Source organism: Paenibacillus sp. FSL K6-4396 (assembly GCF_038002525.1).
Lineage (GTDB): Bacteria > Bacillota > Bacilli > Paenibacillales > Paenibacillaceae > Paenibacillus > Paenibacillus amylolyticus_B.
In genome coordinates this window covers 1,414,554-1,438,797 of the sequence record NZ_JBBOCR010000001.1, presented here as the reverse complement: position 1 = coordinate 1,438,797, position 24,244 = coordinate 1,414,554, and the positions used below count along the sequence as shown (strand labels likewise).

Below are 24,244 nucleotides of genomic sequence, written 5' to 3'. Positions count from 1 at the left end.
GTTCTTATGATCGCTGTTATTCCCAAATTTCTTTGATTCCCTTTATAAAGGGAGAAATTCGGGAAGAGCGTATGCTTCCGATGCAGCTTTCTTGCAGAAAGCTTTCAGGCGACCGCTTCGCTTCTTCAGAATCGATTCCGTCCCCTTCACTACTTTTGCTGTTTTCACACCAAATCTAAATGACATCATATTCTCTATAAGGGGGAATTCTTCAAAACTTTGAAAAGCTAAAGAATTTCATTACGATTTTCATCCATCGCTGCAATGATGGTCTGCCTCCCCCGCTCCTACCCGTTGTGGGTAAAAACAAAAAAACCGACAGGACTGAAACGCCCTGTCGGGGTGGAGATGGTGAATTCAAAGATATCTTGTAGTTTCCATGCTATATAAGCTCTGAGCCTTTCACCCGGAAACTGCATGGAACATTCCATTACTTTTGATTCAGTACACCGTTATTACATCAATGCGATATTGCAGAAGTTTACACCATAACTTTACAAATATCGTTTGTGAACTCTACTGGATCTTGAATTGGCAATCCCTCAATTAACAATGCTTGATGGTACAGCAAGCTTGTGTAGAGGTTCAGTTTTTCCTGATCCTGCGCGAAAGCGTCTTTCAACGATTTGAAAACATCGTGATTCACGTTGATTTCAAGTACTTTGTCGGCTTGTACGTTTTCACTGTTCGGCATAGCTTTCAGGATTTTCTCCATTTCAATCGTCAGCTCACCTTCAGTAGACAAACATACCGGGTGGCTTCTGAGACGTTTGGAAGCTTTAACGGCTTTGACTTTACCCGCCAATTGAGCTTTCATCGCTTCAAACAACTCTTTGTTGTCGTTGTCCTGTGCGTCCGTTTCTTCTTTGTCCGCGCTATCTTCGATGCCCAGGTCACCACTGGAGATGGATTTGAATTCTTTCTCATTGTAGTTCGTGATCATCTTGATTGCAAACTCGTCGATGTCATCGGTAAAGTACAATACTTCGTACCCTTTCTCAAGAACACCCTCGATCTGTGGCAGCTTCTCAATACGGCTAATGGACTCACCAGATGCATAGTAGATGTACTTCTGATCTTCCGGCATTCTGGAGACGTATTCGTCCAAGCTCACGAGTTTGCTCTCTTTGGAAGACGTGAACAACAGCAGATCCTGCAATGTATCCTTATTCACACCATAGTCGCTGTATACACCGTATTTCAATTGACGACCAAACGCTTGGTAGAACTTCTCGTAGTTCTCACGCTCGTCCTTCAGCAGGCTTTGCAGTTGACTCTTGATTTTGTTCTTAATGTTCTTCGCGATCAGGCTAAGCTGACGGTCATGTTGCAACATCTCACGGGAGATGTTCAGGGACAGGTCTTCCGAATCCACCATACCTTTGACAAATCCAAAGTAATCTGGCAACAGATCCCCGCATTTATCCATGATCAATACACCGTTGGAGTAGAGTTCAAGGCCTTTTTCATACTCTTTAGTATAGTAGTCAAACGGCGTGTTCTCCGGAATGAACAGGATTGCATTGTATACCACTGCGCCATCTGCGCTGATGTGCAGGTGTTTGAGCGGTTTGTCAAAACCGTAGCGTTTTTCCATATAGAAGTTATTGTAGTCTTCTTCGGTCAGTTCGCTTTTATTTTTACGCCAGATCGGCACCATGCTGTTCACGGTTTGTTCTTCTTGGTACTCTTCGAACTCGTTCTCTGTGCCCTCTTTCGGACGTTGACCCGTCACATCCATCTTGATCGGGTAGCGAATGAAGTCGGAGTATTTCTTGATGATGGATCTCAGGCGGTACTCTTCCAAAAACTCGTCATACGAATCTTCTTCGGTATTTTCTTTGATCGTCAGCACAATCTCTGTACCTACGGAATCTTTCTCAGCTGGTGTGATCGTGTAACCATCCGCGCCTTCGGACTCCCATTTCCACGCCTCGTCGCTGCCCAGCGTTTTACTCGTTACTGTTAGCTTGTCCGCCACCATAAATGCCGAGTAGAAACCAACCCCGAATTGTCCGATGATGTTATGGCCGTCTTTGGCTTCATTTTCCTTCTTGAACGCCAGGGAGCCACTCTTCGCGATAACGCCCAGATTGTTCTCCAGCTCTTCCTGCGTCATCCCGATACCGGTATCCGTCAGTGTGAGCGTGCGATTTTCTTTGTCGATCGTAAGCTTGATGAAGTAGTCCTCTTTGTTGAAAACAAGCGTATCGTCTGTCAGTGCTCTGTAGTAAATTTTATCAATGGCGTCACTGGAGTTGGAGATCAATTCTCTCAAAAAGATTTCTCTTTGGGTGTAAATGGAGTTGATCATCATATCCAGCAAACGTTTGGATTCTGCCTGGAATTCTTTTTTAGCCATGAGTGGTTGGACTCCTTTCAAATTGGATATCGAATGATTCAGTTAAACAATAGGAAGCAAACCTCTGAACTCACATGCAAAATGTTACGCTAGAAAATATCCCAATCAAATTGTTCCCATCATTTTTAGATCCCCATTTCAGAACTCAGCACCTCAGTTATTTTTGCTATCTAATGGCCGTTCCGGTTACGGATCGTTCTTTTGATCGCTGTTATTCCCAAATTTCTTTGATTCCCTTTAAAAAGGTAGAAATTCGGGAATAAAGGCGAACGCTTCGCTTCTTCAGAATCGATTCCGTCCCCTTCACTACCGAGGTGTTCCGACAAACAACTTAATGATGCGAGACATTTACAAATGGAAAAACGTCAGGGACGCATTTCGATTTCAAAAAAACTTTTCTAGCCACTTCACACGCATGTCATATCCCAAGGTGAACTTTACCTACTTATCAAAAACAGAATCATTCCATATGTAGGCGTATAGTAAAAACATCATTTGTTAGCACTCTAATGATCGGAGTGCTAAACCCTTCCTTTTATATAACATATGGGAAAATTGGGTGTCAATACGCAGGCGGTTATTTTAACAAAAAGATCGAATACCCCTTCAACTTTGACACATCACCAATCATTCTAACGTAATCCCGCGGGTAAAACAAAAGCCGCCTCGAACCAAAGTTCGAACCGGCATAGAAGAAACAATTACGGTTAGAATTAGAAACTTCTACTTTTTGGCCATTTTCGGATCAAGGGTATCGCGTAGTCCATCACCCATTAGGTTGAAGCCGAGAACGGTCAACATGATGGAAACGCCGGGGAAGATCAGTGTCCACGGTGCTTTTTGTATAAACTGACGGGAGTCCGACAGCATTTTACCCCACTCCGGGTCGGGTGGTTGTGCACCCATGCCTAGAAATCCGAGTGCAGCAGCTTCGATGATCGCCGTCCCAATTCCGAGTGTACCTTGCACGATCAGAGGAGTAAGGCTGTTGGGCAAGATGTGGCGAAACAAGATTCGACCGTTGCCCGCTCCAAGTGTCCGTGCCGACGTAATGAATTCCTCCTGTCTCAAGCTGAGTACCCGTGAACGCACCAATCTTCCGTAGGTCGGGATGTTCACGATGGCGATGGCGAGCAGTGCATTTTGCAACGACGGGCCCAATATCGCCACAATGGCGATGGCCAGTAATATCCCCGGAAAGGCGAGCAAGATATCAAATAGACGCGAGATAAGCATGTCCGCCCATTTTCCATAAAATCCGGCAATCAGCCCCAGTAGCGTACCCGCGATAATGGAACCAATGACGGAGAAGAACCCCACCCACAAGGAAATACGCGCCCCATGCAGCACTCTGGAAAACACGTCACGCCCCAGATCATCCGTACCAAACCAATGCTCTGCCGAAGGGGCCTGAAGCCGATCCACTAGCACCTGTTCCTTGTAATCGTAAGGTGCAATGTATGGCGCGAGGAAGGCCAACAGTATAAAAAATACGATAATAATCAGACCTGCAAACGCAAGCCGATTTTTCCGAAACGTTCTCCATGCTTCCCGCCATGGACCGGATGTGCTCGCCGACGCAGCGTCAATGGATGGTCCGGTATTGGTCGATAATTTGGCCATGCAGTGTCTCCTTTCTTGGATATGAATATAACAAAAGATCAACGCGTTCTATTACACTCAAGCACTACGATTGCATTACCATCTTCTGATCGCTATTATCCCCAGATTATATTGGTCCACCTATTTAAAGGTGAAAATCCGGTGATAAATGCGCAGCCTTTGCTTCCGATGTAGCTTTCTTTCAGAAAGTTTTTAGCTTCGCTTCTACAAATTGGTTCTGCACTCTTCGTGTCGTGTGAACCCAAATGATGAATTGCCTATTTATAACTGATACGAGGGTCGAACACGGCGTAGAGCAAGTCCACAATCAGATTGATTACCACGAAAAAGAAGGCCACGATCAGAATGCCACTCTGGATCACTGGATAGTCCCGCGAACTAATCGCTTCATATATATAACGTCCCACGCCCGGCCAGGCAAAGATCGTTTCGGTCAACACCGCACCCCCGAGCAACGATCCGGTCTGGATGCCGATAACCGTGAGCACAGGGATAAACGCATTTTTGAGTGCATGTCCATATACGACAAAAAACGGACCCAGTCCCTTCGCCTTTGCTGTACGAATGTAATCGGAACTCATGACTTCCAGCATGCTGGAACGGGTCATCCTTGCAATAACGGCCATCGGGATCGTACCAAGCGCAATACTTGGGAGCAACAAATGTTTCGTTACGGTCCACAACTGATTCCATTGTCCAGCGATCATCGTATCCAACACATACAAGCCCGTAATGGCTTCCACCGGATCACGTGCATTCATGCGTCCAATCGACGGCAGCCACTGCAACTTGTTCGCAAACAGCCATTGTTCCATCAGGCCGAGCCAGAAGATTGGCATGGATACACCCACTAGAGCAATGACCATACAGCAATAATCAAACCAGGAGTTGTGCTTCCATGCACTGACAATCCCGGCATTCACCCCAATAATGACAGCAAACAACATACTTGCCATCGTTAATTCAAGGGTAGCTGTCAGATAAGGCACAATTTCCTGGGCAATAGGCACCTTGGTGCGGATGGACGTTCCAAGGTCACCTTTGAGCAAATCGCCCAAGTAAGCGAAATATTGCTGGAACCAAGGTTTATCCAGACCGAGCTGGTCACGAAGGGCCTGCTTGGATTGTTCGGTTGCCTTTTGCCCAAGTATGGTCTCGGCCGGGTCACCCGGAATCGCGTGGATGATGGAAAAGACAATCAGGGTCATGCCCAGCAGTACGGGCAGCAACACAAGCACACGTTTGACAATATAGCTGTTCAATCCTGTTCACCTGCCTTCGACATATCGTGCAAAATAAAAAGCGCTGGCAGACACGTATGCTTTGGATAGTTACGTCCGGATGTGGGTTCTGCCAAGCATTGCGTCTCACCAGCGCTTTAATAGAAAGAATGGTTATTGCGTTAGATGCATATTCAGATTCAACTTACCTCTACTCTATTCGAAGTAGGCACTAGCATAGGATTCACTGCCCAGCGGAGATGGTACAAAACCTTTCAGGTTCGATTTACCCGCCAGAATTGGCGTCGTGTGCACAAGTGGAATCCACGGTGCGTCTTCCTTGATAATTGCCTGCGCTTGTTTGTACAGCTCGGCACGTTTCTCCTGATCTGTTTCTTTCTGCGCATCGGTCAGCAACACATGCAACTCTTCGTTGACATAGAAGCTGCGGTTGTTGCCCGGAATGGCGTCTTTGTCGAGCAAAGTGTACAGGAAGTTATCCGGGTCCCCGTTGTCACCCGTCCAGCCAAGCATGTAGATATCGTCTTTCTCTCCGGCTTTGGCATCATCCAGATACGTCGCCCATTCTGGGGATTCGATGTTCGTGGTCACGCCGATTTTCTCAAAATCAGCCTGGATCGCTTCCGCAACCTTCTTGCCATCAGGCATATACGGGCGGGATACCGGCATGGCATAGAAGGTTACCGGATCAGGCAAACCGTCAGGGAAGCCAGCTTCGGCGAGTAGAGCTTTTGCTTTTTCCAGATCATATGGGTAATCCTCAATGGTATCGTTGTATCCCCACAGCGTTGGCGGCATCGGGTTGACAGCAGGCTCAGCTTGTCCAGCAAAGAACGCATCAATAATCGCCTGCTTGTTTACCGCATGGTTGAGGGCTTGTCTGACTTTGACATTATCAAATGGTTTCTTCTTGAAGTTAAAGCCGATATACGCCACGTTGAACGGTGGACGCTCAATCTTCTGCAACTCGCTATTGCCTTCAAGGATGGACAGATCGTCCGGGTTCAGGTCCTCCATGACATCAATCTCGCCGTTTTGCAGGGCATTGAAGCGAGCGGTATTATCCGGAATCGAACGCACGATTACTTTGTTCAGCTTCGGTAGTCCTTCTTTCCAATAATCCACGTTTTTCTCCAGGGTGATGGAGTCGTTACGTTTCCACTCTTTGAATACAAATGGGCCGGTGCCCACAGGCTCGCTCTTGAAGTTTTCTTTTTTCTCCTGAATCGCTTTTGGGCTGGCAATGCCAAATGGCGTCATCGCAATATTTTGCAGGAAAGGCGCTTGTGGCTGGTTCAATGTGAACTCCACCGTAGTCTCGTCCGTTGCCTTCACTTCCTTAATCACACGTCCGTCCTCTGGACCAAACATGGAGTCGTAATAATCGAAGGAATCTCCCTCGAATTTATATTCACTCGCCGGATCACCCCAGCGGTTGAAGTTGAACACAACAGCCTCAGCATTAAAATCAGTTCCATCATGGAATTTCACACCGGACTTCAGCTTAAACACATACTTGAGTCCATCCGCCGAAATCTCCCAGCTCTCTGCCAGTCCAGGAACGACCTCTGTTCCGCCTTCCTTGTAGTCCAGCAATGAATCAAATACCTGATGTCCAATCTTCAGTGACTCTCCATCGGTCACAATTGCCGGGTCCAATGCCACCGAATCCCCCCCGCGGCCCATGATCATCGTATCTTGCGCTTCTGTCACTTCGGCTGGTGGCTCGCTGCCTTCCGCCGGAGCAGGCGAATTCCCAGCCCCCTCATTGCTCGAACAGCCTGACAACACCAAGACGGTGCTCAAAGCCAGAGTCAAAAAACCGGACATCCATTTCTTTCTCATTCGCATACGTACAACACCCTTCCCTGTCTCATAATGTGTGTGATGCTGGCATGAAAAAACTTCAATGATAGCCATTGGTTCGGTGCTTGCTTGTATCAATGAAAGGCTTTAGGTGCCTGTGATACCTGAATTAAAGTTCCGGGAAAAATAAGGCATGTATATGAAACGTAAAAAACGTATGGGAGAAAGATGAATAATGGATATAAGTAAAAGCCAGATCATCCTGCACATGGATTACGGATATGGACGATTACTTTTATAGAAAAAGAAGACGTGCAACGAACAAATTGCCTTGTGAGATGACTCTATGTAATGTAATGAAATGAGTTTGTTGCGATTTATTTGAACTTAGGTCAATAAGTAATAGCAAACGGTTACGGACTGTTAGACAGATCAAATCAGTAGATTAAAATTACAGATGGGCATATAGATACTACGCTGCTAGCTCTGCAATCAAACCTATCCCTTGAGCGGGTGCGGGTCGTTTTGAGTATGCAGTGTGGGAGCTGGACTAGGTATCGTTTGCAATACGGACGAAAGAAACTCTACATAGGCTAGGTAGTTTTGATGTGTGAGTTGTTTATTAGGGTGGTTATCTCTTGCAGATTGGATGTGTATAACGTATGAACGAGATCTTGAGATGTTGGATTGTACAACAGAGAGACATTACAATAACTTCATATGTTATGGTTTTGTCATGATGAGGAGGATTGTGTAAATAAACTGTGGTGAAAAACAATTTCGTGTAACTTACTTTACATCACATTAATCAATTAGACAAGAGATTTACAGACATAAGTCTTCAACTTTATTATATGCGTCAATATTACTTACACAAAGCACAAAAAAGGAACACAGTTCGACAAAAAGCGTCTCGTGTTCCTTCTCCACTCAATCCACATTTATATAAAATAAAAATTTTAATTTGCTAAGAATCAGCTCACTTTTTAAACAAACCTCTGCGATGCATCACGGTAATAAAACGGTAAAAATCATAACTCGCCCCATTATCGATGCTGAACAATGGATTTTTGGTGTCATATGCCAGTGCTGCATCCACAGCAGCTTTCGCCCATACTGGAACTTCCATTTGCTGACGCGCCTGCAGTTTGTCGACCTGGGATTTGAGCGCATCAAACGCTGCTTTCTCTTCGGCTGTCATCGGTTCGCCCCCTTTCGGTGGTTCGGTTGGTGGATTCGGATGACTTGGATTCGTCGGATTGGATGGCTCCGGGGGGTTCGGAGTGGCTGCTGCGTATCTTGCTCTGAGCTGTGCCGCTGTTCCCTCGAATTCATTCATATCCACGTTGCCACTAATGCCATTCACCTTGCCTGAATCCGTATACTGCCAGAACGTCCAACGCTTCCATGCCGGTTGGTCTTCCGGTACACGGGTGTTGCTGTAACGCGCGATCCACAGATCGTATGAGCTTAGTGATGTGTCAAAATTCCCGGCAAATGAATTGCCCGTGTATATGATCGGTTTTACACCTGTCAGACGTTGTAATTCGGTTAAAAAAGCTTTGGCAACCGTATTCATCTGCGCTTTGCTCAGGTTGCCTGGGTTGTTCTCGTAGTCCATAACAGGTGGAAGTTGTAAAGCCTTGGCTCCTCCAACTTTGTTAAGTGTATTGGCGTAATGTGCTGCTTCTGCTTTGGCACCATCGGTAGATGTCGCGCGGAAGAAGTGATACGTTCCGACCAGCATGCCCGCCGCCAGTGCACCCGTTACATTTTTCTGGTAATTCGGATCGGTATATGTCTGCCCCTCGGTTGCCTTGATGAATACAAATGTCATGCCACTTGCCTTCACCTTCGCCCAGTCAATACTGCCCTGGTATCGGGAGACGTCAATGCCCTGTGTGTTGCTCGAACTTCTCGTTTGCATGTTTCTCACACCCTTTATGCGGCAAATTGCCGTTTGTATATAGTTAATGCGGAGGGATCAGGGGTTGCTTGTGTGCGTGTCCCTGATGTGTTGAGTTATGTGTAGTTTCACGTGCTAGCTTGCTATAGTCGCATTACTTCTTACTATCTCCAGCCTGTGAATCTATGTCGTCCGGATCAGCCTGTGAAAAAGAGTCCTTGGCACTGGGGGAGAAGTTACCGGGGAGTTCCCCGGTTCCCCCTTTTCCCTTAAGCACTTCAATGGCCTGTCGGATCACTGGCGGAATGGGAGCGCCCAACTTGCCCCCGTTTTCGATAATGGACAACAACTCATTTGCGATATAAAAAAAGGCGACCGCATCCCTGAACAAATGTCCGTCTCCCAGAACACCGTCCACCAGATGAGCCACCGATACCATTGCAAATATAAATACCTTTCGTGCGATGCCGAACATGCCAACATTACTCTCTAACTTGCCACTCATACCCGCTGCCGCGATGCCGGTTAGGTAGTCGAGGATGACGAATACGAGCAATACGCCGAGTACGCCTGACCAACCTCCGAAGAAGTAGGTTACCGAGCTACTCATGAGTGCAATTCCCCATTTCCATAGGATATCCCATCGTTCCATGGTTTCACCTCCTTTGATTGTAATTCTAGTCGGTGAACTTATAAAGCTAAGACTTTAATTTCTTTTGGCAAATTCTTCATATGCCGAACTATAAAACTATTGGGAGACCGCTACTCTGTTGCAAAATAGTTGTATGTCCTTTGATCTGTTATTCCTGTGCCACTCACATTAAAACCATTTACAGTGGGTATGATTTTATCATCAACAGACAAGCCGTTATCTAAACCAACCACTCTGTTAAGAACACGTGTATCACCAGTACTATAGTTATTCCTTGGTGATTCTTCACTGTAGATACCATAATAAATATAGTTTGGAGTATTAGTAGCATTTGCAAATGTTATATGGCGCGGCTTAAATGCCAATCCATTCACTGAACCAGTTCCATTCGAGCCTATAACAAATTGTCCTGTCGCAAATTGCTTACCAGTTTTAATTTGCTTTATCTTGTTTGCTAATGTTGACCATGTGTCATTTATGGATGCACTACCTCCCATGGCGTTAACGGCATCCACGATCCCATTTTTAGCATTAACGCCAGATTGAAAAACATCAGGACTCCATGCGCTCCATATATTATCCATACATGTTCGCATGTATAACGTTGGTGTATTATGCGTATCCAATCTCGATGCACGTTGAATTACATGAGTTGGTGCGTTTGAATGCACAAGGACTTCGACGTAAAACCAAGCGTTAGCCACACCACCTGGTCCATTTATAGCGTTGAAACAATCGTACTGTCCACCAGTCTTGATATTATTTAAGTCAGAACTGTGGGCGAGTTGAATAACGCTACCGTTATCCTGTGTAATTTTGTACTTCTGCCATGGCTTATTGTCTACGTAGTTTTTAAGCGTATCTCCATTTGGAATAGCAATTTTTAACATGGATAGGGCTGCCACATTCTGCTGCACGGTATCAGTCAGATTCATAAGCAACGCCTTTTCGTTGTCTGCGACTGAGCCGACAAATGACGCTACCGGAGATGTGTCCATCATCAGGTATGTAACTCTATAGGCTGCTAACGAATCGAACAATGGAACTGATTGATATGCACGTTCAAGTCCGTAACTGTTCGCATCCTTAGACCTTTCCCACTTGTCCGACAGACCATTTTTATAAATCGTCATAACCTTTTTAGCTTTGTATTTTAGTGGGTTTGACGCAACTCCTCCGCCCGCATTCAATGAGTTTATTTCGTAAGTGCTCCATTGAGTCGATAATGCAGGCTTTGTTGCTTCACGCAACACATTCCCCGTTCCGACCTCAATCTGATTATTGCCCTCAATAAACGTCAATTGTCCCTCTGACATGATCGGCTCGACAATCGGCGTTGCAAGTTGATAGACGAGTTGATATGGACTCCATGCCACGTTTGTTGTAAGAGATTGAGGTAATGTCATAGTCCACGCCCCAGATTGAACTCCTGTTGAAGAAGTTGGATCTAATTGTACCCACGCCTTCGTTCCAGTTCCATTGTACGGAGGAATTGGAACGCTACCTCCTTGTTCGTAAGGAAACATCCTCCAACCCATGAAATACGCTTTAACCTCGTCGGCTGTCGGGAGATAGTCGTTCCCCCATCCACTATCTGCGTTGAGTATTGAAACCTCAAATACTTTAGTCGCAAGGTTAACAAAGAACCTATCGCCGCCGTAGTCAATTTCACTACCAGCAGCATTACCTAACAAACTACCATCGAATTTGCTTACTAGTAATGTGTTTGTTACGTCATACGGAGTGATATAAACCTTTTTATACCCGGTCATTAACTGCCCCGGTTTCCAAGAGAGTGTGCTGTCTAATACAACCCGCCTCCATTTCGCCAGTTTGAAATACTGCCCGTCCTTCTCGAATACTTCGTCAGCATTCGCCCCTGTTACTGGATCGGCGAATAGATCAGTTTGCAACGCGAACATGACGTCCTCACGTGGTTTGAACGGTTTGGCTGTTTTGCCGATATTGAGCATCGGGTTAAGGATTGTATCGGCGCCGTCGATTGTCCCGTTAATGTACACAACAATTTGCGTTAGCTTACCGCTATTGAACGTTCTTTCTCCCTGTCCGTAACTAAGGAGCAGAGTCTGTTCGTCAGCCGAAAAAACGGCTAACTTCCCCTTACCATTCAAGCCTGAAAATGACAGGCAATAGTCCGTTTGTGGGAGGACAGTAACCGACAGACGCGTCCACCCGTCTGTCGACTCTGCCGTTTGTTCATACGTATAAGGACCGATAATATTGGATTCTTTAGTCCTATAAGTAGCCTCATAAAACGGTGGCAGCAAATTCTCGCCGTAACGAATCGCGTAAGGATTTCGAACTGGCTGAACGCTATCGACATATGGGTACTTTGCACCTACCTGTTCCGGCGTCATGCTGTCCAGTGCAGCGTACTCAGTTGCGGTGATTTCATAAAATCTCACACCATCAAAATAAGCGTATTGACCTGTAGCACTGCCATTGGTTTGTACAATAACTGATGCAACGACATCCGATGTAGGCGCATATGCCCTCCACAAAGGGACGAATTTAGTAGCATTGGCAGTGGAATTGACGCCTTTAGTTGCCGTTAAGCCACTGGCATAAAAGGATGCGTTCGTCGCATTGCCGTTTTTGGTGTATACTACAGCAATATAGAACTTATTTGCTTTGGCATTGATCTTACTTACAGCTGTCGCCGTAGCAAAAGCACCCGAGGTAACCGTTAACTTAATTCCGTTGGAGCCTTCGGTCTTGTTTGCTTGATCTATTGAGGCTGCGCCTTGAAACAACAGCCACCGAACGGTACTTTCACACCCACCATCACGCCCCAACAAATTCACAAGCGTTCGGCCCTTCAACCCTTCCAACTTAAACGCCGAGGCACGCTCCGCATTAATGATCTGCAATCCAGGCTCCAACGTCACCGATCTACGCTTCTCGGTATCCAACCGCTCCTGAATACTACTCACCTGTGCTGCGGTTTCCTCAGCCTTTTCTTCCACTTGCCCTACACCTTCATCAACCTTCTCCCAGTTCTGATCCAAATACTTATCCAGATCAAAATAGGTCGTAGATGGCGAGGAACGGTCAATCTTATTCAAACCAAGATTCGGTGTTTTCGGTTCATTCATTTAAGCTCCACCTCCTGCAAATTTATCCTGTCGGGTCTGTTCGATCTCCTCCAGCGTCATGCTTTCAACCTCCGCAATCGTCAAATACCGCAGACGGTACTCCACGGTCATATGTGCCGGTTTGATATCTTCAATCGCTGCCTTCAGATCGTCCAGATTGGGCGGCAAGCCCCATGTGTCGATGAATCGGATTCGGATCAAGTACTCCTCTGGCGATACGGATATATCAATCCCGCCGCTTTCGTAGGCCTGCGCCACGTTCTTGAGCATGGAGCCAGAGACTTTGCCGCTGCCGCGCATTTTGGAAATGATTACGGATCTCCGCTGATCATCCGGCTTGGCTTGATTCGTCGGAATCTGCAAATCCCGCTCATAACGTTCCAATGCCCAGGTCGCAGACTCCGGGTAGAATTGGTCCAGCACACTTTCCAAACCCACCGTAAGCTTGTCCAGCTCAACACCTTCGGTCTCTGTAAGAAGCTGCATCTCCAGCACATTTTCATACAACGGGGGCAAAAGAGTCATTAATACCTCTGCTTTACTCATGTCACCTTCACCGTCCCAAGAACGGCTACTGCGCCGGGGGCGATCTCCAGATTGGACATACCACCATTCACCAACAGATCGCTATAATCGATCACAGGCGGGATATCCAGAATGACATTGGCAATACGTGTCCAACGAACTAACGGATCGGCAAAAGCCAGTTCTTTCAAATACGCCGTAACTCCCGTTTCAATCAGTGTCTTCACGCCCTCGTACGTTGAACCGGAAGAAAGCGTGACTTGTACCTCCACATCAATAGGTATCTCTTCCGCTCCCACTACTGTGACCACAGGTCCGATTGGAGCAGCACCTTCGCCCATTCCATCCTGGGTTGGATCGATATATTCCTGCACTGCCTCGATAACCGCCTCAGCCGGTGTTTGCATTTCGTTATTCAGCAATGCCAATTTGACTGTACCCGGACCATCCCATAGTGGAAAAGCTTTGGCTTTGCCAACACCAGAGTTCTCCCGTGCCCATAACTCATACTGATATTTGTTGGCACTCGTAACCGGACGGGAAACTTTGTCCTGATAGCGGTCATACAAAGCCTGATCCGTTTCTTCGTCTTCTCCAGGAACCAGCAAATTTGTCAATTCAGCTGTCGTCAGGCCAGCAATATAATCGATGGGTAGCAGTGCTCCCGTATATTCATTACCTTCCGCTCCCGCGACTTCACACTCCAACACATATCGCCCTGCCGCGACGCGCTCCACAACAACATACACCCGATCCCCCGTGGAAAAACGACTCTCCAAAGGAACCTCAACAGGCTTACCTTCGTTATCCCGAAAACTTCCAGCCCAACGTGCCTTCGTGGCCGCTTTTCGACTAATGCCAGACCAAGCCACCGCGCGATCCAGATACTCTCCAGATGCTGTATCTGCAAACTTCAGATTGGCGTTCACATCCAGCTCGATATACATCTGAGCCATTTCCACAGCCGCAGGCGCAAGCGCATCATAGATAATGCTGCCTTCACGTTTATCCACACCATCTGGTACCCTATCCAGCATTCGGTTTAAAATAACTTCAAACGTCTGCTCTTCATACATCCATGTTCACCTCCGTCTCTTCCCTGAAGCTGCCAAAATCCGTTTCCACGGTAAAAGAAACACGTACCCCGTCAGCCTCGTGGACAAACTCAAACTCGGTTACATCCGAAATGCGATCATCCGGAAGCAACGCTTCGCGGATCCATCGTTCCAGTTCCGATTCAACCATGGATCTCCCAGCCATTCCTTCCCAGGACCATTCCATGCCGTAATCCGCGGAATAGATTAGATGTTCGTAGCGGCGTGTGGACAACGCTTTGTACACCGCCTGTTTTACCGCATCTTTTCCATCCAGCTGCAGCCTTCCAATTCGCTGTCCCGAAGTTTGAAGTACATACGTCAGACTTGGAAGTACAGCAGCTTCTTCCTGATCTTCTGCACTAATCTGCGCACCCTGTGGAATCATGGATTCACCAGCCGATCCAACACAACAAAGCTGTCTCCGCCTTGAACACGTAACAACAAGACATGGTCACCCACGGTCCAAGCTTTGTTCACTACGGATTCTGGCAGTACCAGAAAAGGCTCAGCCAATGCCAACCGTTGTTCAACGGTGATCTCCAGAGGCTGTGTGTTTGTCACGCTTCCGTACATTACCTGAACGGGAGACTTGGCATCTACAGCGGCCAACGCCGCCTTTTTAATCACGTCCAGCATCATTTATCGTTACACCACCTTCAAATCCAGTGACATCGTGTGCACGCCGCCTTGTACCTTATGCGTACATTCGTCTACCAGAAAATATTGATTAATCTTCAGTTTATCGATCTGGATGTTGACAAAACTGCCTGCCCTCACCTTGAAATCGCCGAGCGCATCCACTTTCAGTGTCTGTGTCTCGCGATTGCGGAGGGTCATCAGGGTCTTGAGCATTTCATCAATCTGACCTTCGTTCAGGCCATCATCCGCTTTTTGGTACAAAAAAAGCAGCCCCCATTGACGGATGCTGCCTGAATCCTGATGAACATAGGTTTCTCTTTTTCCCGTATCCTTGTTATCCCGATACAGCTTGATCTTGTTATACGTCTGGTCGTCAATCGATCGCGTATAGCTGTAATCCGTGAGCAGACTGTTATCCCCAATAACAAAGCCGTAAGGCATCTCTTCCACATCCCGAAGCACAAGCTTGCCGAAATCATCGTAGAAGATATAGTTTTTACCACCATAGATCAGCGTTCGGTCGAGCGCCTCACAGATCATGTCGATCAGCTTTTTGTTATCAAATACCATGCGCGGAATAACGTATTTTGGCTGGATCAGATCACCTGTTTTCAACAGAAAGTCTTTGGCAATTCGTTTGATCACATCCGTAGCCGTTGCGTTAACGAACTTGTACGTCTGATTCGCGGTTAGATAACGAGTCTGGTCGTAGGCTTTGATTTTGACACTTTCGTCCTTGCCGCTATCCACCGAGAAGATATACCCGTAAAATATGCCTACCTCGTTGCTGAGATATTTCACAACATATCCATTCTCATAGGTGAATTTCTTATTTTGGTACAGACTGCCCTTGATCAACGTGAATTCCAGAGAGGAAGGCTTGCCGATGCGGGAGGTTTTGTATGTAATGTCACCAGCAATTTCGCTAATGTCCCAGATGTTGCCCAGTTTGTCATCCAGCAATAACCGCTCCTTCATGTTGACCAGCTTATCATCCAACCTGATCTGCTCTTGCATATTCCCTCTCCTTTCACGGAAGCTTGATCACAAGTCCAATCGGCAGCTTCTTCAGTTGTGCATCTTTGATGCCATTCAGCTTCTGCAGCTCTTTCCAGCGAGATCCATCCCCCAGATGGGCTTTGGCTACAGACCACAAGGAGTCTCCAGCTTTGAGTGTGACGGTCTTGGGCTGGATTTTTTCATTGGGCCGGGAAGCTTTGGTTTTTGTTTTCGAAGCAGCATTATCCTTGCTGTCCTTGAGCGGCACTACTTTTTTGGCGGCATAGAAAATGAACTGCTTCAGCTTGATATCATACTGGATATCCCCCACCTTACCCGCAGTCTCCTTCCAGTCGAAGCTCTCGATGGAAACCGCCATATTAATGGTATACCTCGCACTGGAAAAGAACAGCCTGACGGGTCTGCCCGTCTGCATCCAGCGGATGATCTTTTTCACATATTCATAGGGATCACGGTAAAACTGTTTCTGAATTGCCGGATGTCTTGCATCGTAGTTCAGATGATACGGACTGTAGTCTGCCGGAAAGATTCCGCTGAAACTGACTTCTCGCAGCTTCGGCGACTTGATCACGTTAATTTCACCCAAAGCGCTCACGTTAAACGAACTGCCGTCTCCCGAATCCGAAAACTCAATGCTCTCTGGTGTCACCGGGAAAAACATGTATTCGGAGCGGTTATTGTAGCTGAGTTGAATATAATATTCCACTTATCCATACACCCCCTGGGCACTGGAGACGATCTGACTGTTCAGTCCATCGGTGATTTTGCTGATGATGCTGTCCACATCATGTCCGCTGTTGATATCACCCGTAGTAACCTGAACAGTTGGCGTAAGGCTGACAAATCGCTGAATCGCCTGCATCTCGGCAAGCTCACGCATCAGTTTCAGATCCTCACTCGTTACATCCACTGTGCCATCCACGTCACCGATCTTGTCCACCTGTCCGATATTGTTGATTTTATTGATGTTACTCATGTTGCTGTTGGGAACAACGGTGGAAGTAGGTGCAGTTGGCATCGATGGCATAGGAGGTGTTTTTGGTATTTCGGGTGTGAAGTCTTTGCCAAAATTACCCGGTAGACCTTTATCCTTGGAATCGTCCTTCGGGTTGGAAGAGAACTTAGAAACCCACTCCTCAGCCTTTATCTGACCCTCCCCATATACACTGGGATTATATTCTCCGTCCATTCGTATAGACTCAAATACATTTTTGTCGCTCTGTGGCTCCATAGACTTCAGAGTGTCCATCCAACTCTTAATGTTCTTGCTGCCAATGTTAATATCCGATTCGGACATCACACTCAGGTTCGTACCAAAGGTATCATTGATAAATGAAGCAACATCGCTAATGGCCCCTACAGCTCTTTTAAGAAAATCCTCGATACCTACCATAACATTGTAAAGAGTTTGTAAAACAAACATGCCTAAATCATAGAACAACTTTTGGATTGCATAGACAGGATCAATAAAAAGGTTAATCAAAAAATCTGCCAATGAAGCAAATATGTTCCACACGGTAGCAATTACCACTCTGATGATCTCGCCAAGCATCATAAATGTACCAATAATAGCCCCGAGAATATCGGTACCGGTTGCTCCGAACATTTGGAAAATCATAATCATTGCAGCAATTGCTGCGATGATCAGCAATATAGGCCAGTTTACAGCCAACCATGCTACAGCAAGCAAAAACACTTCAGCGATCACAATGCCAAGTGAGATAATCATGTTGTAAAGCAGCACCATAGCAATAGCAGTCAAAATAGGTGCTATGATAGCCCAATTTTCTTGCACAACTGTAGCAAAATTGATGAACCCATCCACGATAAATGCCACCACTTGAGCAATAATTGCGAAGGCCCCACCAATCCATTCGATGAAAGCACTGAACTGACCTGAGCTTATGGCTTCGTTTAATCGGTCAAGCACAGGAGATAAAACTTCCAAAGCTCTTGTGCCGATTTCAGATAGTATTCCATTGAACTGATTCACGAGAGCCGTCCATTTTTGCAATGGAGAATCCAGCATTGTATCAAAGGCTTCTTGTGTGTAACCTTGCATTTCAAGAACCGTCTGCAATCCTTGTATAAAACCGTCAAGGTCTTTAGTCTGAATAAATTCGCCTAATCCAGCCCCGGTCAATGCACTTTCTGGGATGTTAAACTGACTAGCCAAATCTCCGTTATCGCCATTCATGGCACTAACAATGGCACCAGACGCATCTGACAGACTTTGTCCATCCGGTGACAACATACTCAAGCGTTCAGTTAGTTGATTTAGCTGATCTACCTGCCCTGTATTTTGTGCCAAAGGCAAGAAGCCCAGAGAAGATTTAAGCGAATCATTAACATCCTGACCGCTCTTGGAGGCTTGATCTCGATACTTATTATAGATGCTTTCCCCGAGCACCGGATCTTCTGCGGCAACCATGTAACGATATTTGAAGTCTTCTTGTTCAGCAGCAGCTTTTAACACAACACTTCCAGCGGACTTTACCATTTGCATCCACTTGGAGAGTTTGCTCAGATTATCACCCAAAGCATTGCTTGTATCATCAGCCGTATCCTCCAACTTTTCCATCAGATTAATCGTTACATTCATTTGCTGGTTTACTTCATTAAAATGGTTGGATATATTCGTCTGGTTGAATTGGTTTAAATTAATTCGATTAATCTGGTTGAAATTATTAAGGATCTCGGTTGTTCTTACTTGAACCAGATTTAGATTATTGATCAGGGTATTCATGGACGGAGGATTGATTACATTGATACTTGTATCGGACATTCATTTCTCCCTCCTTTCCTTTTTATTTCTTCCGGGCGCGGCTCTTGGACCGTTCTTTCTTCTCTTCCTCCACCCGGATGGAGATCATTGCATAGATGGCCGCTCGTTCTCGCATGGAGAAGGCCATTAGCTCATGCGGCAAAATGTTTAATTCATGGAGAGCGTAATAAGCCAGATTGGCTTCGGAATCGCCCTCTTTAATTAGTTTTTTACGTCATCCACCAGTTCGTTCATGTCCTGATTGAAGCCGTTCAGCTTCTGGACCTGTTCGCCAAGCAAAGCAAATTCCCCAGGCAACAGCATTTTCCGCAAAAGTGATTCCGCCCCCATCACGCCATATGAACGCTGGAGTTCTGCGTTTTTCAAATCGGGAAATACTACACTTGCGCTCATCAGGCGAGCCATGTAATCATTCGCATCGATGTCGGGTGTGTAGACACCGTTCTTGCCCTTGATTTTGCGGGTAGCCGCCTTGCGGCATTCCTGGTTCTCGTCCTCGGTCATGCTGCGCAGTTTCCAGGCAACCGGCTCGCCTTTCTCATCCTTGAAACGGGGGGATACGATAAACTCCTCCGTTGTATCCGTTGCTGCATTTTGGGAAAAAAACATACTCAATCCACTCATGTATTGTTCCTCCTCTAAAGTTAGGCTCCCCGCCGCAAGAAGCGGCGAAGAGCAGAATGTTGACACGCCTAATAGCCCGTAACACAGGCAAGTTGAACAGGTTTCTTTTACAAACCCGCTGCTAAGTTAAACTGTTTATAAATCTTAAATTACTATGCTTTCCACGCTAAATTACTTAGGAAGATTGAACGATACAGGCATATCGACATCTTCAAAAGTAAAGCTCACTTCTTCCTCCAACGCCTCAGCCTCGGTATCCAGAGATGCCATGATCACACTGTCGAGGTTGACGCCTTTGAGGGTCACGGTCTGTTTGCCAATCGTAGAGGAAGGATCTTCGTTGGTCACTTCAATGTCGAAGTACGTGTCCACACCATTCTGCATGTACTGGAGCATCAGCTCGCGGAAACGGGATGTGGTATAAAAGATCGTCATGGAACCCGAGCCAGACCAACCGGTTGCTTTGTGCTGTACACCGCGGCGGCCCAACGTTTTGACCTCTGCTTTTTGTTTCTCTACCGTTGCTTCCAGTGTCTTCACATAGAACATTTCTTCCGTCTGTCCGTTAATCGTTGCGTATGCGCGGCCTTCCTGGCCGGAGATTGTGTCGCTTGCTTTCAAAAATGCCATCTTAAACCACCTTCACTTTCATATATACTTTTTCAACGGAATCCACAGGTTGGACCTGAATCTCGATCAGAATACTGTCGGTTTCATTGCCCGGAGCAACAGTGATATCTGTTTTGGAATCAAAATTTTGAATGGCACCAATATCTTGAAGTTGCTTCAGATAAGTCACACATTGGGAACGGAACAGGCTGCGCCCATCTTCGTTGTTGTTCACTTTGCCGATGTAGTAGGACTCGAAGATCCGTTTCATGTCGTTAGCGATACCATCGAGTACACGGACAACACGGTTTTTGGCAAAATGACGTGCCTTATCCGGTGTCACCGAACGGAATGTATTTACATCCTGTTCTACCACCGCACGGTTGCTGCTCGCTGTAAACACAAACTCACCATTACGCATGGCTGCTTCTGTCTCGCTGTGTGTCAATCGTCCGTTCACATCCACGGCATCGTCATACGCACGGAACGTCAGGGATTCATTCAGGTTAGCTCCCGCTGTTGCACCGGCAGTCCATGCTACCGTTTGTTTTGGCGTAAGAACGGTACCGTCTGCGAGCACAACACCATTTTTGACACTGATAATACCCTCATGATCTGCTGCCGGATAATCGGACAGAACCAGTTGCACCTTCTTGCCCTCGGTATCACGCAAACGCTTGATGTAAGCTGTGTAGACTGACTTGAGTGTGGCATCGTCTGAGATCAGACCGACCGTATTAAAATCCAGCACCTCTAGCTTGGTTAGGAAATCGGAATGGTCCTGGTTCGTTGCTGTACCATCCAAGCCACCTGTTAGTGGAAGTGACGCTGTAGCTGTAAGTGCACCTTCACCAGTAAATGTGACGTATGCGTTGGATTCCAGAGCTTCGATGGTGGATGAAGTTTGTTTGTCCACTTCTTTACCCGCCAGCAAAGTCGAGACATCCAATTTTTCCGGTTCATTGATATTTGCGGAGATTACAACAGCCAGATCATTACCATGTACGCCGCCGTGTTGGGCTGTGACTGTCAGTTTATCCAAAGTTGCCTTGGCTTTGGTACCTGCATTCAGTCGATAAAGAAGTAAGGTCTGTGCCCGTTTCAAAGCTTCGCGGATGAGCAGCAGTTGAGGTGCTGTCCAGTCGTAACCCAATTTGGCCTGTACATCTTCACCTGCTTGTACCGTCAAGATTGTGCTAGCTTGTCCCCATGACAATGGAAGTGCCAAAGCCACCGTTCCCCGTTCCCCTACCGTACCCGGCAATGAGCCCTCCGATGCAAAATTCATATATACGCCGGGGCGTACCTTGTTTTGTGTCGTCCATGTTCCTCCAGCCATTATTGTGCCTCCCCATTCATAAATTGTTGGATGTGCTGCTGTGCTTCTTGTAAGGTGTATGTTGGTTGTTCCAGCAGAACTGCCGCCAAGATATCTTTCTCCATCCGGCTAAATTGCTGCGATTCGGCGAACTGTACTTTGCTGTATTTTTGATTGTTTTTCTGTTGAACTTCCGGTTTTTTAAGGTCTGGTTCTTTTTTTGTAAACATCGCCAATGCGCCTCCTATTCCTTTCATACTGATCCCCTCATTCGGTTAGTTAAGTTCAATAAAAAAATAGCTATACTGACCAATTCAAGGACAGGATAACCATCGTTATGTTGAACTAATATAGTTATTCTCTTGTAGCTTTAAGTACGGTAGGTTGCTGTTCCAGTTGTTGCATGGTAACGGCGGCGGACTCCGACACTTTGGTGGTTCGCATGGTGTAGTACACCAGCATTCGCGGAGTATCGTTCTCCGTCTCCCAACGCAGTTCCGTTGCGCGATAGGGGGTACCTTCCACGTTGATGGTTTCCAATGCTTCGAACAGCTGGTCCGGTAGGGTGGCTGGGATATTATCTGCTTCTAGCCAGCGAATTTCAAAGGCGTGATATTGCACGAAGCGATCGCTACGCTCCCTGGTGAGTTGGGCGGAAAGCAGGCGGTAGGTGATGCCTTTGGTATCTGGGTTGGGGCTTGTTGTGCCAGTCCCAGCGTGGATCGAGATGTTAGGGAAAAGCTTCAAGAGTGTTGCTGCTATGGCTATGGTTAGTTGGTTTGTGGTCATGGTTCACCTCCTTTGGGGTTGAAATTTGAAATAAGTTAGTCTTCCTATCTAACAGTACTAGTATTCGATCCCTCATTTTTAATGTTGGACAGGGCTCATTTCCGATATAAAAGACGACGCCAAGAAGAAGCCATATCAATAGGCGCTGAATCACTTATAAACACTATTGCTATTTCAGCGATAACGTCATCTGTGAATGCAGCTCGTTCCGCAAGCACCTTGCTCTGAGCTTTCAGTAATGCGTTATCTTGCCTCAAAGTTTCATACTCTTCCTGCGGCACGCTTATATGAACAATCGGCAGTGTTGGTTTAGTTTCTGAAAATTTTAAGAAATTCCCTTCAGCCAACACTTGATCCTCAATCAGAAACTTTTCTTTGTATTTTTCTATAATACTTAGACGCACATCCTGTTCTTGTACTGAACTTTAATCACTTGTGTATCTCCTCGCTATTGTAATTCCACACCTGTAAATCCAACACCAGTCCGAACATAAACACCCTTCACTTCGAATGGTCTGGAATCATAGTTACAAATAGATCTAATCTCGATAACCTGACCTGACCGAATATTTAATTCTTCCGTATACGTGATATCTCCTTGAAAAGAAGCAGTCTCTCTTTCGGTTCCTATTGGTACTCCGTCTGAAAAAATATTACATCTGTAGCGGTGAGAAGCTATTCCACCACCTGGATTAGTTATATACGAGATTCGATAACGTCCAGCATATGTAAAAGTAAGTCGGTAATAGGAAACCCATGTTTCGGCTGGTGGCCACTTTATGATCTTCCCTGTCCACCCAAAATTCAATGTATCTCCCGGCTGAATTCCCGGCACGGCAGTTCCGACCATTCCCAATATATTTTTACCGCTTAAAATATGCTCAGGACGTAAATCAGGAGCCAGTACATATACCCATGATGCGCCAGAAAAGTACCCCTCAGGAGGCATCAAAAAAATACGATCTCCAGGCCAAACAGTCGAATTAACTGCTGGTTGATGATGGTCCTGAGCGCTACGATTAGGCATTGTACCAGTGCGTCCATTGGCGGAGGCATTGCTAAAACTTGCCCCTGCCAGCACTTGCGCTGGAACAGCATTTCCAGTAGCTTTGATCACCCCCGACATCTTGTTAATTAACTGCGTCCATGTCTCTGATGTGGATGCCGTTACACCAATGGAGTTGAGAGTGGCCGCCACATTATTCTTTTGCTCAACTCCAAGCTGCTTTGCCGCTGTTGCCTCGTCGTATGCCAACTTAACCGCACTTGGCGTTGCTGCCCTGTCCTTGACTGTACTATTAATCGCATCAGACAACTGCACCTTCCCTTTCTGCGTCAACGACGCATCAGGAATATCCATCTTGCTCACCGCTTCACGAAGCGTATCCAAATCCGATTGCGCCGCAACGCCTGCGTCAATCTTTTCAAAAATCCCATTTATACTCTCCCGGGTCACGGTCTCGTTCCCCAAGGGAAGAGGCAATTTCAGTCGATCCGTTTCTTTTGGCATTACGCCCACACCTCCAGTTCATTCCACGTCAAGGACGCGGCGTCCAGTTCATCCCATGTTTTCTGCTTCTTGTCCAGATCGTCCCAGATCAGATAGCGATACTCATATTCCACGGACATATGGGCCGGTTTCAATTCTTCAATCGCACGTTTGAGATCATCGATATTGGGCGGGATGCCCATCGTATCCACAAAACTCACCGTAAAACTCCACGCTTCCGGCTGAAAAGTTACATCCACCTTGCCCCCGGCATACGCCTCAGCCACATTCGCAACCTGCCTGCCCGAAAACTTTCCTGCCCCGCGCAACTTCGACTCCACCACCGCACGCCGCTGCTCCAGAGGTTTGAGACGATCTGTCTCAATGCCAAGCTCCTGTTCCCAGAAGTCCAGCCCCCACGTCGCCGTGCGGACAAAAAACTGCTCCAGCGTCTCATCCAACGCCTGGTACAACAGATCCATCTCGGTGCCTTTGGCCTGCATATCGGCCTGCATTACACGAGAAGTCTCATAGTACCTTGGCAAATACGAGAACAATTCCCGCCCTTTCTCACTCGTCAGTCCAACATCTACAATAGAAGGAGCACTCATGCCCTGTCCCCTCCCTTCCTTGCACATCATCA

General features: G+C 46.6%; 22 protein-coding genes. All 22 read right to left on the bottom strand.

Annotation, left to right across the window (positions count from 1 at the left end; all coding sequences use genetic code 11):
- Positions 1-481: 481 nt before the first annotated feature.
- Positions 482-2,362, bottom strand: coding sequence for a molecular chaperone HtpG (htpG, locus tag MHB85_RS06345; protein WP_192133046.1), 1,881 nt, complete (start codon positions 2,360-2,362; stop codon positions 482-484).
- A 723-nt stretch (positions 2,363-3,085) separates the two neighbouring features.
- Positions 3,086-3,985: a nickel transporter permease gene (gene nikC, locus MHB85_RS06340; RefSeq protein ID WP_192133044.1), complete on the bottom strand. Its 900-nt coding sequence runs from the start codon at positions 3,983-3,985 to the stop codon at positions 3,086-3,088.
- 257 nt (positions 3,986-4,242) lie between these two features.
- On the bottom strand, positions 4,243-5,247 hold the full coding sequence (locus MHB85_RS06335) for an ABC transporter permease (RefSeq protein WP_076209595.1): 1,005 nt from the start codon (positions 5,245-5,247) through the stop codon (positions 4,243-4,245).
- A 174-nt stretch (positions 5,248-5,421) separates the two neighbouring features.
- Positions 5,422-7,071, bottom strand: a complete 1,650-nt coding sequence (locus MHB85_RS06330; RefSeq protein WP_192133042.1) for an ABC transporter substrate-binding protein — start codon at positions 7,069-7,071, stop codon at positions 5,422-5,424.
- A 940-nt stretch (positions 7,072-8,011) separates the two neighbouring features.
- Positions 8,012-8,959 (bottom strand): glycoside hydrolase family 25 protein, encoded by a 948-nt coding sequence (locus MHB85_RS06325; protein ID WP_192133040.1) that lies wholly within the window; start codon positions 8,957-8,959, stop codon positions 8,012-8,014.
- 133 nt (positions 8,960-9,092) lie between these two features.
- Positions 9,093-9,590: a phage holin family protein gene (locus MHB85_RS06320; RefSeq protein ID WP_192133038.1), complete on the bottom strand. Its 498-nt coding sequence runs from the start codon at positions 9,588-9,590 to the stop codon at positions 9,093-9,095.
- Positions 9,591-9,700: 110 nt separating this feature from the next.
- Positions 9,701-12,706: a pyocin knob domain-containing protein gene (locus tag MHB85_RS06315; RefSeq protein ID WP_192133036.1), complete on the bottom strand. Its 3,006-nt coding sequence runs from the start codon at positions 12,704-12,706 to the stop codon at positions 9,701-9,703.
- On the bottom strand, positions 12,707-13,252 hold the full coding sequence (locus MHB85_RS06310) for a putative phage tail protein (protein WP_341072647.1): 546 nt from the start codon (positions 13,250-13,252) through the stop codon (positions 12,707-12,709).
- Positions 13,249-14,307 (bottom strand): baseplate J/gp47 family protein, encoded by a 1,059-nt coding sequence (locus MHB85_RS06305; protein WP_341072646.1) that lies wholly within the window; start codon positions 14,305-14,307, stop codon positions 13,249-13,251. Before MHB85_RS06305 ends, MHB85_RS06310 begins: the two co-directional genes overlap by 4 nt.
- Positions 14,300-14,713: a DUF2634 domain-containing protein gene (locus MHB85_RS06300; RefSeq protein ID WP_341072645.1), complete on the bottom strand. Its 414-nt coding sequence runs from the start codon at positions 14,711-14,713 to the stop codon at positions 14,300-14,302. Before MHB85_RS06300 ends, MHB85_RS06305 begins: the two co-directional genes overlap by 8 nt.
- Positions 14,710-14,964, bottom strand: coding sequence for a DUF2577 family protein (locus MHB85_RS06295; RefSeq protein ID WP_091016190.1), 255 nt, complete (start codon positions 14,962-14,964; stop codon positions 14,710-14,712). Before MHB85_RS06295 ends, MHB85_RS06300 begins: the two co-directional genes overlap by 4 nt.
- A gap of 9 nt (positions 14,965-14,973) precedes the next feature.
- Positions 14,974-15,984, bottom strand: a complete 1,011-nt coding sequence (locus tag MHB85_RS06290; protein WP_341072643.1) for an XkdQ/YqbQ family protein — start codon at positions 15,982-15,984, stop codon at positions 14,974-14,976.
- Between the two features lie 13 nt (positions 15,985-15,997).
- Positions 15,998-16,693 (bottom strand): LysM peptidoglycan-binding domain-containing protein, encoded by a 696-nt coding sequence (locus MHB85_RS06285; protein WP_341072642.1) that lies wholly within the window; start codon positions 16,691-16,693, stop codon positions 15,998-16,000.
- A complete protein-coding gene (locus MHB85_RS06280; protein ID WP_341072640.1) occupies positions 16,694-18,772 on the bottom strand; it encodes a hypothetical protein in 2,079 nt (692 codons plus the stop codon). It lies immediately after the preceding gene.
- A 201-nt stretch (positions 18,773-18,973) separates the two neighbouring features.
- Positions 18,974-19,396 carry a phage tail assembly chaperone gene (locus MHB85_RS06275; protein WP_341072638.1) on the bottom strand — a complete coding sequence of 141 codons (423 nt, stop codon included), beginning with the start codon at positions 19,394-19,396 and terminating at the stop codon, positions 18,974-18,976.
- Between the two features lie 171 nt (positions 19,397-19,567).
- Positions 19,568-20,026: a phage tail tube protein gene (locus tag MHB85_RS06270; RefSeq protein ID WP_017690162.1), complete on the bottom strand. Its 459-nt coding sequence runs from the start codon at positions 20,024-20,026 to the stop codon at positions 19,568-19,570.
- A gap of 1 nt (position 20,027) precedes the next feature.
- The gene (locus tag MHB85_RS06265; protein WP_341072636.1) at positions 20,028-21,344 is read right to left on the bottom strand and encodes a phage tail sheath family protein; all 1,317 of its coding nucleotides are present in this window, start codon (positions 21,342-21,344) and stop codon (positions 20,028-20,030) included.
- A complete protein-coding gene (locus tag MHB85_RS06260) occupies positions 21,344-21,580 on the bottom strand; it encodes a hypothetical protein (protein WP_341072635.1) in 237 nt (78 codons plus the stop codon). The genes MHB85_RS06265 and MHB85_RS06260 overlap by 1 nt, the downstream gene beginning before the upstream one ends.
- A 97-nt stretch (positions 21,581-21,677) precedes the next feature.
- A complete protein-coding gene (locus MHB85_RS06255; protein WP_341072634.1) occupies positions 21,678-22,112 on the bottom strand; it encodes a phage tail terminator family protein in 435 nt (144 codons plus the stop codon).
- A gap of 95 nt (positions 22,113-22,207) precedes the next feature.
- Complete coding sequence (locus MHB85_RS06250) at positions 22,208-22,516, bottom strand: hypothetical protein (protein ID WP_341072633.1); 309 nt, start codon at positions 22,514-22,516, stop codon at positions 22,208-22,210.
- Between the two features lie 44 nt (positions 22,517-22,560).
- A complete protein-coding gene (locus MHB85_RS06245) occupies positions 22,561-23,622 on the bottom strand; it encodes a phage tail protein (protein WP_341072632.1) in 1,062 nt (353 codons plus the stop codon).
- On the bottom strand, positions 23,622-24,212 hold the full coding sequence (locus MHB85_RS06240) for a YmfQ family protein (protein ID WP_192133011.1): 591 nt from the start codon (positions 24,210-24,212) through the stop codon (positions 23,622-23,624). The genes MHB85_RS06245 and MHB85_RS06240 overlap by 1 nt, the downstream gene beginning before the upstream one ends.
- Positions 24,213-24,244: the final 32 nt, after the last annotated feature.